Origin of the sequence: Micromonospora echinaurantiaca (assembly GCF_900090235.1) — a bacterium.
In the GTDB taxonomy this organism is placed as follows: Bacteria; Actinomycetota; Actinomycetes; order Mycobacteriales; family Micromonosporaceae; genus Micromonospora; species Micromonospora echinaurantiaca.
In genome coordinates, this window is sequence record NZ_LT607750.1 from 1,210,533 (window position 1) to 1,229,024 (window position 18,492).

Below are 18,492 nucleotides of genomic sequence, written 5' to 3' on the forward strand. Positions count from 1 at the left end.
GAGAACCATGCGTAGCGCGGTGGTGGTCGGCGCCGGGATCGGCGGCCTCGCGGTCGCCGGTGCGCTGGCCCGGTCCGGTTGGCAGGTCACCCTGCTGGAGCGGGCCGACCGGATCCGCCCGGAGCCGACGGCCGTGGTGCTCTGGCCCAACGGCGTGCGCGCGCTGCGCGCCCTCGGCCTCGGCGCCGGCCTGGAGGCGATCGCCACACCGGTGCCCGACGGCGGCATCCGTCGCCCGGACGGGCACTGGCTGGTGCAACCCCGGCCCACCCCGGCCGACCGGATGCCGGTGGTGGTGCACCGGGAGGACCTGCACGACGCGCTGATCGCCGGGCTGGGCGACGGGGTGGAGCTGCGCACCGGGGTGACCGTGCGGACGATACGCACCGGCGCCGGCGCCCGCCCCGCGGTCGGCGACGGCCGGCACACGCTGGAGGCCGACCTGGTGGTCGCCGCCGACGGCACCGACAGTGAGCTGCGCCGCCAGCTCGCCCCGGAGGCCGGCGTGGTCAGCTCCGGCTGCGCCGCCTGGCGGGCGGTGATCCCCTGGTACCGGGCGCCCCAGCTGCGCGACGAGGTGCCGGTGGGCGGCGAGACCCTCGGCGCCGGGTACCGGTTCGTCTCCGCCTCGCTGGGCGAGCGCGGCTCGTCGGGCGGCTCCAGCCGGGGCGGCATCTACTGGGTGGCCACCGCGGCCGGCGCGCCCCGCCCGGAGCCGCCGGAGACCCAGCTGGCCCTGCTGCGTCGCTGGTACGCCGGCTGGCCGTCCCCGGTCACCGAGCTGCTCGACGCCACCGACCCGGCGGACCTGGTGCAGCAGGAGATCCGCGAACTGCGGCCACTGCCCCGGGCGTACGCCTACCCGTCCGGCCCGGGCGGAGTGGTGCTGCTCGGCGACGCCGCGCACGCCATGCCGCCGCACCTCGGCCAGGGCGCCTGCCTCGCCTTCGAGGACGCCGCCACCCTCGCCACGCTGCTGCGCGAGTCCCGGCTGCCCGACGCGCTGGCCGCGTACGACCGGACGCGCCGGCCCCGGGCGGCGTCGGTGGTCCGGCAGGCCCGCCGGATGTCGGCGGTGCTGCGCACCCGCGGCCGGCTCGCCCTGCGGGCCCGGGACGCGGCCCTCGGCACGATCAGCCCCCGGCTGCTCTCCACCGCCGCGACCACCGCGGCCGCCTGGCGACCGCCGAGCTGAACGGAGATCGGCCCGCCCCCGCGGCCCGCCTGGCGACCGCCGAGCTGACCCGCGGTCAGGGCAGTACGGGGGCCGGCTCGGCGATGCAGGCGGTGCCGATCCGGCGGAAGCCGACCCGCAGGTAGACCCGGGCGATGTCCTCGCTGCCGGCGGAGAGGAAGACCAGGTCGGTGCCGGCGGCCAGCAGTTCGCGGGCCAGGGTGGCGGTCACCGCGGCGCCCAGGCCCCGGCGGCGGGCGGCCGGCAGGGTGGCCACCCCGGCGATCTCGGCGACGTCGCCGACCCGCATCGCCATCCCGCTGGCCAGCGGGCCCTCCTCGGGCGTGCCGGCCAGCACGGTGAGCCGTCGGCCGTCGGCGATCCGGACCCGCTCATCGTCCAGCGCGGCCACGTCCAGCCCGGTCATCGCGGCGTCCCGCTGGCCCGGGCCGGCGTCGCCCCGGCCGGTGCCGGGAAAGGAGAAGCCGACCGCGGCGACGGCCCGCCCGGCGGCCACGTCGGCGGCGAGGTCGGGCGCGTCGGGGCCGAGCACCCGCACCGGTACGTCGGCCAGCGTCGCCGGGTCGGGCAGCGCGGCGGGGTCGAGCACCATCAGCGGCGCCTCCAGCACCGACAGCCCCGCCGAGCGGGCCACCGCGAGCAGGTCGGGGGTGGTCTCGTGCACCCACTCGAAGGCCTCCGGCAGGCCCAGTTCGCGCTGGCGCTGGCGGACCTGGGCGACGTCGGCCAGCGAGGGGGCCGCGTCGGCGTCGAGCCGGGGCCGGGCGTAGAACGGCCAGCCGGTGCCCTCCCGGACGAAGAGCACCAGGCCGCCGTGTTCCTCGGCTCGGGCCGCGTCCCGGGGCACCGCGTCGTAGAAGTGTTCCAACCGGTCGAACAGGGCTTTGTGCGCGGGATCCACCGCGCGAGACTACACGTCCCAGACTCTGGACGGTGTGATCAATCCGCACTGGCCTTGCGCACCGCGCCCTAACGTAGACTCAATAAACCCACAAGGGCCGACGTCGTCCCGATCCCGTGAACCATCCCTGAGCGACGACAGGAGGCCCGGTGGCTTTTCCGTACCCTCATCGCCCCCAGCCGGCCGCGCCGCACGGCCCCGGTGTTCCCGCGGCCGGGCTCTACGACCCTGCCCAGGAGCACGACGCCTGCGGCGTGGCCTTCGTGGCCGACCTGCACGGACGGCGCTCCCACGCGGTGGTCGCCAACGGCCTCGCCGCGCTCTGCCGGCTGGACCATCGGGGCGCCCGGGGCGCGGAGCCGAATACCGGCGATGGCGCGGGCATCATGATCCAGGTGCCGGACGCGTTCCTGCGCGCGGTGGTGGACTTCCCGCTGCCACCGGCCGGCGAGTACGCCACCGGCCTGGTCTTCCTCCCCGACGACGACGCCGCCGAGGCGCGCGCCCGCCGGGTGGTGGAGAAGTACGCCCTGGTCGAGGGGGCCGAGCTGCTCGGCTGGCGGGAGGTGCCGGTCGACCCGGCCGGCCTGGGCGAGACCGCGCTCGCCGCGATGCCCCGGATCCGGCAGCTCTTCCTCGCCGCGCACCGGCTCACCGACTCGCCCGCCGGTCCGGCCGGTACGCCGCTGCGCGACATCGAGCTGGACCGGGTCGCCTTCTGCGTACGCAAGCAGGCCGAGCGGGAGTCCGCCGAGCGGGGCGTGCCGGCGTACTTCCCGTCGCTGTCCGCGCGGACCATGGTCTTCAAGGGCATGCTCACCCCCGACCAGCTGCCGGCGTTCTACCCGGAGCTGACCGACGAGCGGGTGGACAGCGCGATCGCGCTGGTGCACTCGCGGTTCTCCACCAACACCTTCCCGTCCTGGCCGCTGGCGCACCCGTACCGCTTCATCGCGCACAACGGCGAGATCAACACCATCCGCGGCAACCGGAACTGGATGCAGGCCCGGGAGGCGCTGCTGCGTACCCCGAACCTGCCGGGCAACATCCGGCGGATCTTCCCGGTCTGCACCCCGGCCGCCTCCGACTCAGCCAACTTCGACGAGGTGCTGGAGCTGCTGCACCTGGCCGGGCGCAGCCTGCCGCACGCGGTGCTGATGATGATCCCGGAAGCCTGGGAGAACGACCCGGACATGCGGGCCGACAAGCGGGAGTTCTACCGCTTCCACGCCAGCCTGATGGAGCCGTGGGACGGGCCGGCTTCGGTCGCCTTCACCGACGGCGAGATCGTCGGCGCGGTGCTGGACCGCAACGGGCTGCGCCCGGGGCGCTGGTGGCGTACCGACGACGGGCTGGTGGTGCTCGGCAGCGAGGCGGGTGTGCTCGACCTCGACCCGGCCCGGGTGGTGGCCAAGGGGCGGCTGCAGCCGGGGCGGATGTTCCTGGTCGACACCGCCGCCGGCCGGATCGTGCAGGACGACGAGATCAAGGCCGAGCTGGCCGCCGAGCGGCCGTACGGCGAGTGGCTGCACGCCGGCCTGATCGAGCTGACCGACCTGCCGGCCCGTGAGCACATCGTCTACACCCACGACTCGGTCCGCCGCCGCCAGCAGACCTTCGGCTACACGGAGGAGGAGCTGAAGATCCTGCTCGCGCCGATGGCCCGGGCCGGCGCGGAGCCGATCGGCTCGATGGGCACCGACACCCCGATCTCCCCGCTGTCCACCCGGCCGCGGCTGCTGTACGACTACTTTCACCAGCTCTTCGCCCAGGTCACCAACCCGCCGCTGGACGCCATCCGGGAGGAGCTGGTGACCAGCCTGGCCTCCACCATCGGCCCGGAGGGCAACCTGCTCGACCCGGGCCCGGCCAGCTGCCGGCAGATCGTGCTGCCCTACCCGGTGATCGACAACGACGAGCTGGCCAAAATCCTCTCCATCGACGAGGACGGCGACCTGCCCGGCTTCAAGGCGGTCCGGGTCTCCGGGCTGTACCGGATCCGGGAGGGCGCCAAGGGAATCAAGGCCCGGCTGACCGAGATCTGCCGGCACGTCTCCGAGGCGATCGAGGACGGCGTGCGGATCCTGGTGCTCTCCGACCGGGACTCCAACGCCGACCTGGCGCCGATCCCGTCGCTGTTGCTCACCGCGGCGGTGCACCAGCACCTGGTCCGCGAGCAGACCCGCACCCAGGTGGCGCTGATCGTCGAGTCCGGCGACTGCCGCGAGGTGCACCACGCGGCGGTGCTGATCGGGTACGGCGCGGCGGCGGTCAATCCGTACCTGGCCTTCGAGTCGGTGGAGGACATGATCTCCACTGGCGCCCTGGCCGGGGTGGAACCGGGCACGGCGGTGCGCAACTACGTCAAGGCGCTCGGCAAGGGCGTCCTGAAGATCATGTCCAAGATGGGCATCTCGACGGTGTCCTCGTACTGCGGGGCGCAGGTCTTCGAGGCGGTCGGGCTGGACACCCGGCTGGTCGAGCGCTACTTCCGGGGCACCCCGAGCAAGATCGGTGGGATCGGGCTGGACGGCATCCACGCCGAGGTCGCCGCCCGGCACGCCCGGGCCTGGCCGGCGCCGGGCGCCGCCGCCACCGACCGGCTGGAGGTCGGCGGCGAGTACCAGTGGCGCCGCGAGGGCGAGCTGCACCTGTTCAACCCGGAGACGGTCTTCCTGCTCCAGCACGCCACCCGCAGCCGGCAGTACGACGTCTTCCGGAAGTACACCGCCAAGGTCGACGAGCTGGCCGCCCGGGCGGGTTCGCTGCGCGGGTTGTTCACCCTGCGTACCGGGGTGCGGCCGGCGGTGCCGATCGAGGAGGTCGAGCCGGCCACCGAGATCGTCAAGCGGTTCGCCACCGGCGCCATGTCGTACGGCTCGATCTCCGCCGAGGCGCACGAGACCCTCGCGATCGCGATGAACCGGCTCGGCGGCAAGTCCAACACCGGCGAGGGCGGCGAGGACGTCGAGCGGCTGCACGACCCGGCCCGCCGCTCGGCGGTGAAGCAGATCGCCAGCGGCCGGTTCGGGGTGACCAGCGAATACCTGGTCAACGCCGACGACATCCAGATCAAGATGGCCCAGGGCGCCAAGCCCGGCGAGGGCGGGCAGCTGCCCGGCAACAAGGTCTGGCCGTGGATCGCGCGTACCCGGCACGCCACCCCGGGCGTCGGCCTGATCTCCCCGCCGCCGCACCACGACATCTACTCCATCGAGGACCTCGCCCAGCTGGTGCACGACCTGAAGTGCGTCAACCCGGCCGCCCGGGTGCACGTCAAGCTGGTCAGCGAGGTCGGCGTGGGCACGGTGGCGGCCGGCGTGGCCAAGCTCAAGGCCGACGTCATCCTGATCTCCGGGCACGACGGCGGCACCGGCGCGTCCCCGCTGAACTCGCTCAAGCACGCCGGCACCCCCTGGGAGCTGGGGCTGGCCGAGGCGCAGCAGACGCTGCTGCTCAACAAGCTGCGCGACCGGGTCACCGTGCAGGTCGACGGCCAGCTCAAGACCGGCCGGGACGTGCTGGTCGCGGCGCTGCTCGGCGCCGAGGAGTTCGGCTTCGCCACCGCGCCGCTGATCGTCGAGGGCTGCGTGATGATGCGGGTCTGTCACCTGGACACCTGTCCGGTCGGCATCGCCACCCAGAACCCGGTGCTGCGGGAACGCTTCACCGGCAAGCCGGAGTTCGTGGAGAACTTCTTCCTCTTCCTCGCCGAGGAGGTCCGCGGCTACCTGGCCGAGCTGGGCTTCCGGTCGATCGAGGAGGCGATCGGGCACGCCGAACTCCTCGACGTCACCCCGGCGATCGAGCACTGGAAGGCCACCGGCCTCGACCTCACCCCCGTGCTGTACCTGCCGGAGCTGCCGGCCGGCGCCGCCCGCCGGGGCGTCCGCGCCCAGGACCACGGCCTGGAGCTGGCCCTGGACAACGAGCTGATCGCGCTGGCCGAGCCGGCCCTGGCCGACGGCACCCCGGTACGGGTCGAGGTGGCGGTGCGCAACGAGCACCGCAGCGTCGGCGCGATGCTCGGCGGCGAGGTGACCCGCCGCTACGGCGGGGCCGGCCTCCCGGCCGACACCATCGAGTTCACCCTCCGCGGCACCGCCGGGCAGTCGTTCGGCGCGTTCCTGCCGCGCGGGGTCACCCTGCGGCTGCACGGCGACACCAACGACTACGTCGGCAAGGGCCTCTCCGGCGGGCGGCTGGTGGTCCGGCCGGACGCCGCCGCGCCGTTCGTCGACGGCGACGCCGGGCCGGGGGAGCGGGCCGAGGACCAGATCATCGCCGGCAACACCATCCTGTACGGGGCCACCGCCGGCGAGGTCTTCCTGCGCGGTCGGGTGGGGGAGCGGTTCGCGGTGCGCAACTCCGGCGCGGTCGCCGTCGTCGAGGGCGTCGGCGACCACGGCTGCGAGTACATGACCGGTGGCACCGTGGTGGTGCTCGGTCCGACCGGCCGCAACTTCGCCGCCGGCATGTCCGGCGGCACCGCCTTCGTGTGGCAGCTCGACCGGCGCCGGGTCAACACCGAGCTGGTCGACCTGGCGCCGCTGTCCGAGGAGGAGCAGGCCGTGCTGCACGAGCTGGTGCAGCGGCACTTCGCCGAGACCGACTCGGCGGTCGCCGAGGAACTGCTCAAGCGCTGGCCGGAGGCGGTGGCGGAGTTCACCGCGGTGGTGCCCCGGGACTACCGCCGGGTGCTGGAGATCATGCGGGCCGCCGAAGCCGCCGGCCGCGACGTCGACGACGCGGTGATGACCGCACTGGCGGCGCCCGCCGCCTCGGCGGCGCCGGCGGCGCCGTCCGATTCGTCCATGCCGACCACGCCCGGCCCGCGGGCGGCGGCCCAGGAGGTGGCTCGTGCCTGACCCGAACGGTTTCCTGCGCTACAACCGGCGGCTGCCGGTCCGGCGTCCGGTGCCGGTGCGGATCAGCGACTGGCGGGAGGTCTACCCGCCGGCCGGCGAGGAGCTGATCCGCGAGCAGGCCACCCGGTGCATGGACTGCGGCATCCCGTTCTGCCACGACGGCTGCCCGCTGGGCAACCGCATCCCGGACTGGAACGACCTGGTCCGTACCGGCAACTGGGACGCGGCGGTGGAGTCGCTGCACGCCACCAACAACTTCCCGGAGTTCACCGGCCGGCTCTGCCCGGCGCCCTGCGAGGCCGCCTGCGTGCTCGGCATCGGCGGCGGTGAGCCGGTCACCATCAAGCAGGTCGAGGTGGAGATCGCCGACGCGGCCGTCGCGGGTGGGCTGCTGCCGCGTCCGGTGCCCGCGCCGTCCGGGCGGTCGGTGGCCGTGGTCGGCTCCGGGCCGGCCGGGCTGGCCGCCGCCCAACAGCTGGCCCGCGCCGGTCACGCGGTGACGGTGTACGAGCGCGACGACGCGCTCGGCGGCCTGCTCCGCTACGGCATCCCCGACTTCAAGCTGGAGAAGGAGCACATCGACCGGCGGCTGGCCCAGCTCGCCGCCGAGGGGGTGCGGTTCCGCACCGGGGTGAACGTGGGCGTCGACGTGACCGCCGAGCAGTTGCGCGCCGAGCACGACGCGGTGCTGCTGGCCTGCGGCGCGTTGCAGGGCCGGGACACCCCGGAGACGCCGGGGCGGCAGCTGCGCGGCGTGCACCAGGCGATGGCACACCTGGTGGCGGCGAACCGGGTGGTCGCGGCCGCCGGCGCGGGCCGGCCGGCGCTCGCGGTGCTGCCGGACGGCACGCCGATCGACGCGGCCGGCAAGCACGTGGTCATCATCGGCGGCGGCGACACCGCGGCCGACTGCCTCGGCGTGGCGCACCGGCAGGGCGCCGCCGGCGTACACCAGCTGGACCTGTACCCGCAGCCGCCGCGGGCCCGGGACGAGGCGCGCGACCCGTGGCCCACCTGGCCGTGGATCCTGCGCAGCTACCCGGCCCACGAGGAGGGCGGCGAGCGGGTCTTCGCGGTCGCGGTGCAGGAGTTCGTCGACGACGGCACCGGCGCGGTGCGCGCGGTCCGGATCGCCGAGGTGACCGTGGAGAAGCGGGACGGCCGGCGGATCGTCACCCCGCTGCCCGGCACCGAGCGGGAACTCCCGGCGGACCTGGTGCTGCTGGCGATCGGCTTCGAGGGCACCGAGGAGCAGCCGCTGCTGGCGCAGCTGGGGGTGACCCGCAACGCCCGCGGCGCGGTGGACGCCCGGCCGGACTGGCAGACCGGCGTGGACGGGGTCTTCGTCGCCGGCGACATGCACCGGGGCGCCTCGCTGATCGTCTGGGCGATCGCCGAGGGCCGTGCCGCCGCGGCCGCCATCCACGCCCACCTGGGCGCCCCCGGCACCCTGCCCGCCCCGGTGGACCCCGCCACCGAGCCGTTGGCCGCCCGCTGACCGGGCACGGCCGCTGAATTCGTGGCCGGAAGCAGCCCCTCACCGGGGGTCGTTTCCGGCCACGATCCTCGGCGCCTGATCCGCCGTCCGTCCCCGTGGCCTGGCCGATCGGGGGACGCGGTGGTGACCGGACGGTTGTCCGGTTTCGTCCAGCCTGTAACCGTCTGCGTCGGCGCCCGGTGAACCCCCTCACGAACAGGGGCGGATCGGTTTACCGGCCGCCAGACTTGGCGACCGCCGAACCACCGAGCGGGTCGGCGTCGTCAGTCGCCGTCGTACGGGGAGGTCGTGGCCCGTGGGTGCCACGTTCGCAGCGCTGCGCCACCGCAACTACCGGATCTGGGCCGCTGCGGGTTTCGTGTCCGTGGTCGGCACCTGGATGCAGGTGCTCGGGGTCAACTGGTACGTGCTCGCCGAAACCCGGTCGGCGACCTCGATGGGCCTCGCCGTCCTCCTCCAGGCCCTGCCCACCCTGCTGCTCAGCGTCTGGGGCGGGGCGCTGGCCGACCGGCTGCGGGCCAAGCCGCTGCTGATCGCCGCGCAGGCCGCCCACGCGGCGCTGGCCGCCGGGCTGGCGGTGGTGGCCCTCACCGGCGCCGGCGGCCTGCCGGCGATCTACGCGATCTCGCTGGCCACCGGCGCCGTCTCGGCGATCGAGGGGCCGGTGATGGGCCGCTGGACGTCGACCCTGGTGGACCGGGAGAGCCTGGGCAACGCCCTGGCGCTCGGGTCGCTCACCCACTCCGCCGGCCGCATCCTGGGCATGAGCGCCGGCGCCGTGGTGGTCGCCGCCGTCGGCCCGGCCCTGCTCTTCGCGATCAACGCGGCCAGCTTCGTCGCGGTGCTGGCCGCGCTGTTCGCCGTACGGGAGCGGGAGCTGCACACCGGCGGGCCGGCGGCCGACGCGGAGCCCGCCGACGGCGGCATCCGGGCCGGCTTCCGCTACCTGCTGCGCCAGCCGGTGGTGCTGGTCGCGCTGGCCCTGTCCTTCGTGCTCGGCAGCCTCGGCCGCAACTACCAGGTGACCATGGCGGCGATGAGCGAGGGGCCGCTGGGCGCTGGCGCGGCCGGCTACGGCGTGCTGTCCACTGTCTTTGCGGTGGGCACGGTGCTCGGCGCGTTCGTCGCGGCCCGCCGCCGGCACCTGGGCTACGGCGTCCTGGTCGGCGCGGGCCTGCTGGCCAGCGGGCTGCAGGTCGGCGCCGGCCTGGCCCCGAACACCCTGGGCTTCGCCGCGGTGATCCTGCCGATCGCCGCCGCCGCGGTGATCATCGACACCACCGTCGGCACCCGGGCCCAGCTCGACACCGACTACGCGATGCGCGGCCGGGTGCTGGCCGCGCTGGCGGTCACCGGCTCGGTCTCCGCCGCGGTCGGCGCCCCGCTGCTCGGCTGGCTCTCCGAGCACGCCGGCCCGCGGCAGACGCTGGTGCTGGCCGGTGTGGCCACGGCGGTGGCCACCGCCGTGGCCGGGGTGGCACTGGACGGGCTGCGGGGTCGCCGCCTGCGCGGGCGGATCACCCGCGCGCTGGCCGCGCCGCGGGTGCGTCGGGCCGCCTCGACCGCCGCCCGCGTGGTCCGGCCCGCCGCTACGGTGGCTCGGCCGGCGCCGATGGCGACCGTCCGGCCGGTGGCCGGCGTCCCCACCGCCCGCTGGGCGCCGCCCCGGCCGAGGGGCGCCCGGCTGCGCCCGCCGGCCGACGAGTACGCGGCCGCCGCGCCGCGCCGGGCCCGCCGCCGCCCCGGGCTGGCCGCCGCGTCCCGCCCCGCCGGCCCGCCGGTCGACTGCGCCCGCTCCACCCCCGAAACCGCCTGACCCCGACCCCTGACCCGCCCCGGCTGCCCTTGATCATGAGGTTGGCGGCGGTCGGGTCGGCCTGTCGCGCCGCCAACCTCATGATCAACGTGGTGGGTCCTCAGGGTCAGCGGGTCAGGAGGTGGTGGGTGGCGCGGAGGTGGGGCCAGGACTTCGGTTCGGTGGGCGGGGCGGACTTGCGGGCGGTGTTCGGGACGTCGGGACGGCCGGGGGTGAACAGCCAGGCGTCGAGGAGGTCGTCGAGGTCCAGGCCGGAGATCCGCTCGGCGAGGGCCTGGAACTGCTCGATGCTGGCGTTGCCGTGCCGGTGCTCGGCGGTCCAGGCCGGCAGGATCGCGAAGAACGCGTCGTCGCCGACGGCCAGCCGGAGCTGGTGTAGCGCCATCGCGCCCCGGTCGTAGACGGCGCCGTCAAAGATCCGGTTCGGGCCGGGCTCACCCGGCGGCACCTGCCAGAACTCGTCATCCGCCGGGTAGCTGGCGTAGGTGAAGTCGAACAATTCCTGCGCGGTGCCCTCGCCCTGCTCCTCGGACCAGAGCCACTCGGCGTAGGAGGCGAAGCCCTCGTTGAGCCAGATGTCGCTCCAGTCGCCCACCGAGACCGAGTCGCCGAACCACTGGTGGGCGTTCTCGTGCACCACCACGTACGTGTTGGCGCCGCGGCGCCAGAAGCCCGGCCCGTACACCGAGCGGGTCTGCGTCTCCAGCGCGAAACCGATGCCGTCGACCGGCCCGGCCACGCCGCCCTGCGCCTCGAACGGGTACGGGCCGAAGATCCCGCTGGCCCACTCGACGATCTCGGCGGTGCGCTCGATGCTGGCCCGCGCGGCCGGCCCCAGCTCACCCAGCGTGGTGCTGTACGCGTTCACCACCGGCTGGCCGTTCGGCGCGGTGTCGCTGACGATGTCGTACTGGCCGATGGCGAGGAAGGCCAGGTAGGTGGCGGTAGGCGAGGTGGTGCGCCAGCTCCACCGGGTGCGGTTGCCGGCCTCGGCGACCGGCGGCCGCGGCTGGACGCCGTTGCTGATCACCTCGACGCCGGTGGGCACCGAGACGGAGATGTCGTAGGTGGCCTTGTCCGTCGGGTGGTCGTTGCTGGGGAACCACCACCAGGCCGACTCCGGTTCGTTCACCGCCATCGCACCGTCGTCGGTACGGGTCCAGCCGGTGTAGCCGCCGACCAGCGTCTCGGACGGCACGCCCGAGTAGCGCACCACCACGGTGAGCTGCTGACCGGCGGTCACCGTCCGGCGTGGGGTGACGACCAGCTCGTGCACGCCCTCCCGGGTGGCGGTCGCCTGCCAGCCGTTGACCCGTACCGAGTCGACGTCGAGCAGGAAGTCGAGGTTGAACCGGGACAGGTCCTGGGTGGCCCGGGCCAGGATGGTGGTGGTGCCGGTGAGCAGGTCGGTCTGCGGGTCGTAGCGCAGCCGGACGTCGTAGTGCTCGACGTCGTAGCCGCCGTTGCCGTAGTTGGGGAAGTAGCTGTCACCGAGCCCTGGACCGCCGGGTTGCGGCGCGGCGGTGGGCAGGACCGGCCGACCCCAGCCCGGTAGGGCGGCGTGGCCGGGGGTGCCGGCGACCAGGGTGCCGGCGGTGGTGACGGTCAGGGCGGCGATGGCCGCCGTGAGCGCTCGTCGCACGGGGTGGACTCCCTCCATCGGGGTGTTCGCACGGTCAACCTAATCGACACATGTGAACATGTCGCGCCCGCCGCGCCGCCGCCGCCCAGCAGCGCCGCTCCGCTCGGCGATGGCGGCGGTGGTTCCCCGGATGGAAATATTTCGATAGCATTACCGGCTAGTAACAACCGTCACACCCCTGGCCATGCGCGCGGTCACAGGGCCCCACCACCTCAGTCCTGTGGAGGTCCCGTCATGCCCCACCGCCCGCTGGCCCGCGCCCTGGCCGCGCTGGTCGCCCTGTTCACCGCCGCACTCGGCGCGGTGTTCCTGCCCGGCACCGCGCAGGCCGCCGCCACCGTCAACTACGTCGCCCTCGGCGACTCCTACTCCTCCGGCGTCGGCGCCGGCCCGTACGACTGGTCCGGCTGCCTGCGCAGCCAGAAGTCGTACGCCCCGCTCTGGGCCGCCGCCCACTCGGTGACCAGCTTCCGGTTCGCCGCCTGCGGCGGCGCGGTCACCGCCGACGTCATCGACGACCAGGTCGCCGCGCTGTCCAGCACGACCACCATGGTCACCATCACCATCGGCGGCAACGACGCCGGCTTCGCCGACGTGATCACCAGCTGCCGGTTCGGCAGCACCTCGACCTGCACCGACGCGGTCAACGACGCGAAGGCGTTCGCCACCGCGACGCTGCCCGACCGGCTCGACGCCACGTACGCCGCGATCCGGCAGCGGGCGCCGAACGCCCGGCTGATCGTGCTCGGCTACCCGCGCCTGTTCGAGACCACCAGCTGCGGGTGGCTGGCGATGAGCGTCTACAAGCGCACCATCCTCAACGAGGCCGCCGACCTGCTCGCCACCGTCATCGCCGGCCGGGCGGGCGCCGCCGGGGCCACCTTCGTCGACACCCGCCCGTACTTCGCCGGGCACGGGGTCTGCGGCGCCGACCCGTGGATCCGCGACGTCAGCGGGGTGATCGAGGCGTACCACCCGGACGCCGACGGCTACCGGTACGGCTACCTGCCGGCGCTGACCTCGGTCACCGGCTGAGACGTACGGGCACGACGGCGGCCGACGCTCCACAGCGGAGCATCGGTCGCCGTCGCTTGCCGACGACGGCGACACTGGGTGGATCGGACGGACACGGCCCGCCACGATCGGGGGTACCCATGCGCGAGTTGACCGGTCAGAAACAGTCACCACCGTCCCGGGAACAGGTCCCGGCCGGCGGACTGGAGTTCCTCGCCCTGCTCGCGCGCCTGCTGCGCCGGCCACGCCGCGGCGACCGCCGGCTGCCGCTGCTCTGGCTGGTCCGCACCCCCGACACCCCCGACCTGATGGCGCTGCTGCGCCGCTTCCTCAGCCAGGGCCAACGCCGCCGCGTCCCGCACGCGGTGCTCGACCTGGCCGCCCAACCGGCCGGCGTCGACGTGCCCGCCCTGCTGCGGGAGCTGCACCGGCAGCTCTCGCTGGAGGCGTTCGGCGCCGCCCGGCTCCGCTTCCGCCACTACCCGCTCGCCGACTGGCTGATGCACCAGAGCCTCGCCTTCGGCCCGGACACCGAGGACGGCCGGGCGACGCTGGTGCGCCGGCTGCGCGACCGGCGCGGCGCCCGGACCGCCGGCGCGCCGGTGCCCCCGGGCGGGGACGCCGCCGCGATCGTCTCCCAGGTGCTGCTCTGGCTGATCCGCCGCGCGGTGCCCGGGGCGGTGTTCCGGGTGGCCGTCTCCGGGCGCGTGCCGCTGGTCGGGCGGCACTACCGGTGGTTCATGCGCCAGCAGTACCTCGCGCCCCGACAGTCGACGACCTTCCTCGGCTTCGCCGAGCGGCTCACCGCCGGCTGGCGCGACGGCGAGCAGCCCGACCAGGTGAACAAGCTGCTGCTGCACGCGTTCCTGGAGGACCTGCGGCAGGCGTACCGGCGGCGGCTGTGGCGCCCGGCCGACTGGCGGCGCACCGCGTACCCCGCGCTGCTGCTCGACCACGTCGAGCCCGGCACTGTCGGGCACGTCCTGGTCCGGCTGGTCAACGACGTGCGCAACGAGACCGGCCGCAACGACCCGCTGCTGGTCGTGGCGGCCGGCGACCAGCCGCCCCCGGAACTGCCCGAGCCGCATCCGCTCGACGAGGCCGACGAGGCGCACGACGAATGGGTCGAGGCGTTGCCGGAGATGCGCCGGCTCCGGCGGGCGGCCGCCTGGCTGGTGGTGCTGCGGCCGGACGCCACCGAGACCGGCCCGCCGCCGCGCGGCGGCGTGCGACCCTTCGCCGCCCCGGAGCCGCCGTGGTGGTCCCGGCGCTTCCTGCCCGCGGCGGTCTGCCTGGTGCTGCTGGCCGGGGCCGGCGCCTGGGTGACCACCCGGTGGGGGCCGGGCTGCCACCCGTCGGTCAGCGGCGGGCGGGTGTCGGTGCAACTGGTCGACGGGGAATGCATCGGCTACAGCGACAGCGCCGCCCAGGTGTTCAACAACGACCCCGGCCAGCAGCGGCTGCGCACCATCCAGGAGCGGATCTTCGCGCAGAACCGGGCCGCCGAGGAGGTCTGGCGGCGCAGCGACCGCCGCCGGCCCTACCTCACCCGGGTCTACCTGGGCACCCTCACCGGCAACCGGACCCGGGCGGACGAGGAGTCGTACGTCTCCGAACGCGAGGAACTGGAGGGGATGGCGACCGCGCAGTACGCGCTGCTCAAGGAGTCCGCCGGAGCGGACGGCGCGGCGCTGCTGCGGATCGTGGTGGCCAACGGCGGCCGGCAGATGCGCCACGCCGACCGGGCGGTGGCCATGCTGGCCGAGCTGGCTCGCGACGACCCCACGGTGCTCGGCGTGGTCGGCCTGGTGGACAGCCGGGCCAGCACCGCCCGGGCACTGCGTGACCTCAACCGGATCGGGCTGCCCGTGCTCGCCCCGACGCTGTCCGCCGACCGGATTGACGCCAACTCCCGGCTCTACCTGCAGATCTCCGCGCCCAACGACGACCAGGCGCGGATGGTCGAGGCGTACGCCCGCCAGGTGCTCAAGGTGGACGAGGCGCACGTCTACTGGACCACCGGGGAGGGCAGCTCGCTGGCGGAGGACCTCTACGTCCAGACGTTGATCGAGGGGCTCCGGCAGCGCTTCGGCACCCGGATCACCCGGCTCGACGAGTGGCGTACCGGGCGCCGGCTCACCGCCGAGTGCGGTTACCAGGGCCTGCTCTTCTACGCCGGCCGCTGGTCGGAGTTCGACGGCTTCCTGCGGGCGCTGCGCGAGTGCGGGGACAACCCGCCCCGGCACCTGGTCGGTGACGACTCGGTCAACCGCTACATGGCCAACCCCGGCCTGCGCGCCGCCGCACCGGGCAACCTGCCGGTCACCTACGTCTCCAAGGCCGCGCTCGGCACCTGCGCCGCGCTGCGCGCCGCTCAGGACCGGCGCGACGAGGCCCGGGCCAGCTTCCTGACCTGGATCCAGGCCGACGACCTGCTCGACCCGCCGCGGTGCCGGCCGGAGCGCCCGGAGCAGGTCGGTGAGCGGGTGAGCCTGGCCTACGACGCGGCGATGATGATGATCCGGGCGGTGGAGAGCCTCGCCGCGCGCCTGCACCACGCCGACCATCGGCAGCGCTGGGACCCGGAGTCGATCAACCCGATCGGCGTGCACGCCGAGGTGCTGCGGCAGAACGCCGGTGCGGGCCACCGCGGCGTGGCCGGGCTGATCCGCTACACCCCGGACTCGGGCGAGCCGGTGGAGAAGCGGCTCTCGCTGATGCGGGTCGAGCGGGTGCCCGAGGTGACCGCCGAGCCGGTGGAGGTCTACCGGTGCGGCACCGCCGACGAGCCGGCCCCAACCCCGTGCGCAACCGTGCCGCCCCAGGTCAGTTAGGTCTTCGCAGGGACCTGGCGGGGCGGCGACGGGAGCGGTGGGTGGGCGGGCTCGCATCGGCGTACGGGCAGGCGGTCGCCGCCCACCGGACCGCCCGGGGGCATCTCGACGCCGCCCGCCGGGCGCTGGACCCGGCGGACCAGCCGATCGCTCCCGCCGACCTGGTCGCCCGGCTGGCCCGCCTCGGCGACGCGCTGGCCACCCCGACCCCGCTGCCCGGCACCCCGCCCTGCGTCCGGATCGGATCGGCGGCCACCCCCGACGGTGACTTCCCGGCCCTGGTGCCGCTCGGCGCCGGCCACCACCTCGTGCTCGACACGGACGCCGGCGATCCCCGGGTCGCCGGGTTGCTGCGTGCCGTGCTGCTGCGGCTGCTCGCCGCCGCCCCGCCCGGCGGCGTCCGGGTCGCCGTCCTCGACCCCGCCGGCCGCGACCGCCCCGAACCCGGCCGCGCCGGCCGCGACCGCCCCGAACCCGGCCCCGACGGCCGCGACCGCCCCGGACCCGGCCCCGACGGCCGCGACCACGCCGGACCCGGCCCCGACGGCCACGATGCCGCCGGGGCCGACCCGGCGTGGACCGGTTTCGCCGGTCCGCTGCGACCGCTGGTCGACCTCGGCGTGTTGATGCCGTCGGCGACCGGCGCGGCCGAGGTCGACGCGCTGCTCGACACCGTGCAACGGCACGCCGGCGCCGTCGACCCGGGCCGGGAGCTGCTGGTCGTCGTCGCCGCGTCGGTCGGCGGCACCGCAGCGGCCCGGCTCGCCGCGCTCACCGAGCGCGGCCCGGCCGCCGCGGTCTGCGTCCTGGCCGCCGGCTGGCCGGCGACCGAGCCGCCGCCGGGCTCCGCCACCCAGGTCCGGCTGGCCGAGCGGTACGCCCACGTCGGCGACCCGCCGGGCGTGCCGTTCAGCGCCGACGGCAGCGGCCTGGCCGCTCCGGTGCTGCTCGACGGCGACCCGCCGGCCGCCGAGGTGGCCGCCCTCGCCAAGCGCCTGAGCGCACCCGGGAACGGGGTAAGGGTGGCCGCCCTTGCCGAGCGCCTGAGCGCACCCGGGAACGGGGTGGAGGTGGCCGCGCTGCTGCCGGAGCGCCGCTGGACCGGCTCGGCGGCCGGCGGCCTGCGTACCGTGATCGGCCGGGCCGGCCCGGAACCCGTCGCCGCCGCCCTCGACCGGGCCACCCCGCACTGGCTGGTCGACGGGTCCGCCGGCCGGGCGTCCTTCCTGCTCACCGTGGTGCACGGGCTGGTTGCCCGCTACGCCCCGGCCGAACTCCAGCTCCACCTGCTCGACGTCACCGGCCGGGCGGGCTTCGCCGACCTGGTACCCACCGCGGGCGATCCGTCCTGGCTGCCGCACGCCCGCACGGTCGGCATCGGGCCCGACCGTGAGTACGGCGTCGCCGTGTTGCGTGACCTGCGCCGCGAACTGCGTCGCCGGGTCGCGGCTCGGAAGCGGCACGGCGTCGCCGCAGCGGCGGACCAGCCCCGGATCGTGGCGGTGGTCGACGGATTCGAGGCGCTGCTCGCCGGGGACGACACGCTGGCTCGCGAGGCGACCGACCTGCTGGTCGAACTGGTCCGCGCCGGCGGCCCGGTCGGGATGCACCTGGTGCTGGCCGGCCCGAACCCGCCCGGGGCGCTTCCCGGCCGGGTCGTGGCGGCCCTCGGGCGGTTCGCGCTGCGCGTAGCGCTGCCGCGCGACGCTGTCGACGATCCGCCGGCCGGCTCGGCCCTGCTCAGCGCACCACCCGGTGCCACGCGCGCCGTCGCCGGCCGGCCCGCGACCGGCCCCGTGCGGTTGCCCGACGCGCAGGCCGCCGCCGGCGAGCTGGTCCGGCTGCGCCGCGAGCTGTGGCAGGCCCGCCCGGCCGGCTCGCGCCCGCCGTCGTTCTTCGCCGGGGACGCAACAGTGCGCGTCGAGGAGGACGCCACGTTCGCCGGGTTGCGGCCCGGTGGTCGGCGTCCGCTGGCCCTGGTCGGCCGGACCGTCGACGTGGACGGCACCTCCGCGCTGTTCATCATGGACGCCGCCCCCGGCCGGCACCTGGCCGTGGTCGGCGCCTCGGCCACCGGCGCGGCGGTGCTGCGGGCGGCCACCCTGAGCCTCGCCCGACAGCATGCCCCGGGCGACGCCCGGTTCCTGCTCGCCCCGCTGACCGGCGCGACCGACTCCGCCGCCGAGGACACCGCCGCGACGCTGGCCGCCGCCGGCCACCCGGTCGTCCGGCTCGATGCCGTCGGCCTGCGCGCCCACATCGCGGCCCTCTTCCCCGGGGCCACCTCAAGCCCGCCCGCAGGACCCGGATGCGGGCCGGCGGGGGGTTTTGCCGCCTCGGCCCCCGCCGGCCGGACCTACCTCGTGGTCTTCGGGGCGGACGCCGCGCACCAGGTGCTGGCGACGGCCGACCCGGAGACCGGCCGGACCGGCCACGACGACCTGCGCGCGCTGCTGCGCCACGGGCCCGGCCACGGCGCGCATCTGCTCGGCTGGTGGCGCGGGATCGGCCCGCTCGCTCGCGACCTCGGCGACACCCGGGAGCCGGAGGACCTCGCCTGCCTGGTCGCGTTGGACGTGCCCGGCGACGAGCTGGGGACGTGTCTCGGCCTGCCCGACCTGTGGTCGCCCCGGCCCGGCCGGGCGCTGCTGGTCGACCGGCACGACCAGCGCACCCGGCTGATCGTGCCGTTCACCGGGCGCGAGCTGGACCGGGAGGGCTGAG

Annotated in this window: 9 protein-coding genes; 7 read left to right on the forward strand and 2 right to left on the reverse strand. The window is 75.4% G+C overall.

The features are described 5' to 3' along the window. Positions 1–7: 7 nt before the first annotated feature. Positions 8–1,195: an FAD-dependent oxidoreductase gene (locus tag GA0070609_RS05655; protein WP_088992816.1), complete on the forward strand. Its 1,188-nt coding sequence runs from the start codon at positions 8–10 to the stop codon at positions 1,193–1,195. 55 nt (positions 1,196–1,250) lie between these two features. On the opposite strand, the gene GA0070609_RS05660 is transcribed toward GA0070609_RS05655, so the two are convergent. Next, a complete protein-coding gene (locus GA0070609_RS05660) occupies positions 1,251–2,096 on the reverse strand; it encodes a GNAT family N-acetyltransferase (protein ID WP_088992817.1) in 846 nt (281 codons plus the stop codon). A gap of 149 nt (positions 2,097–2,245) precedes the next feature. Here GA0070609_RS05660 and gltB point away from each other — a divergent pair, with 149 nt between their 5' ends. The 3 genes from gltB to GA0070609_RS05675 all read left to right on the forward strand — a co-directional run bounded on the left by gltB (position 2,246) and on the right by GA0070609_RS05675 (position 10,278). After that, positions 2,246–6,964 carry a glutamate synthase large subunit gene (gene gltB / locus GA0070609_RS05665; protein ID WP_088992818.1) on the forward strand — a complete coding sequence of 1,573 codons (4,719 nt, stop codon included), beginning with the start codon at positions 2,246–2,248 and terminating at the stop codon, positions 6,962–6,964. Continuing rightward, complete coding sequence (locus GA0070609_RS05670; protein WP_088992819.1) at positions 6,957–8,462, forward strand: glutamate synthase subunit beta; 1,506 nt, start codon at positions 6,957–6,959, stop codon at positions 8,460–8,462. The genes gltB and GA0070609_RS05670 overlap by 8 nt, the downstream gene beginning before the upstream one ends. 295 nt (positions 8,463–8,757) lie before the next feature. After that, positions 8,758–10,278 (forward strand): MFS transporter, encoded by a 1,521-nt coding sequence (locus GA0070609_RS05675; protein ID WP_231928543.1) that lies wholly within the window; start codon positions 8,758–8,760, stop codon positions 10,276–10,278. A gap of 106 nt (positions 10,279–10,384) precedes the next feature. Here GA0070609_RS05675 and GA0070609_RS05680 read toward each other — a convergent pair whose 3' ends face one another. Further along, positions 10,385–11,938, reverse strand: coding sequence for a M1 family metallopeptidase (locus GA0070609_RS05680; protein WP_172899296.1), 1,554 nt, complete (start codon positions 11,936–11,938; stop codon positions 10,385–10,387). Positions 11,939–12,154: 216 nt separating this feature from the next. On the opposite strand from GA0070609_RS05680, the gene GA0070609_RS05685 reads away from it, so the two are divergent. The 3 genes from GA0070609_RS05685 (at position 12,155) to GA0070609_RS05695 (ending at position 18,491) form a co-directional block, all read left to right on the forward strand. Further along, a complete protein-coding gene (locus tag GA0070609_RS05685; protein WP_088992821.1) occupies positions 12,155–12,955 on the forward strand; it encodes an SGNH/GDSL hydrolase family protein in 801 nt (266 codons plus the stop codon). Positions 12,956–13,074: 119 nt separating this feature from the next. Further along, a complete protein-coding gene (locus tag GA0070609_RS05690; RefSeq protein ID WP_088992822.1) occupies positions 13,075–15,768 on the forward strand; it encodes a type 1 periplasmic-binding domain-containing protein in 2,694 nt (897 codons plus the stop codon). 41 nt (positions 15,769–15,809) lie between these two features. Continuing rightward, positions 15,810–18,491, forward strand: coding sequence for an FtsK/SpoIIIE domain-containing protein (locus GA0070609_RS05695; protein WP_088992823.1), 2,682 nt, complete (start codon positions 15,810–15,812; stop codon positions 18,489–18,491). Position 18,492: the final 1 nt, after the last annotated feature.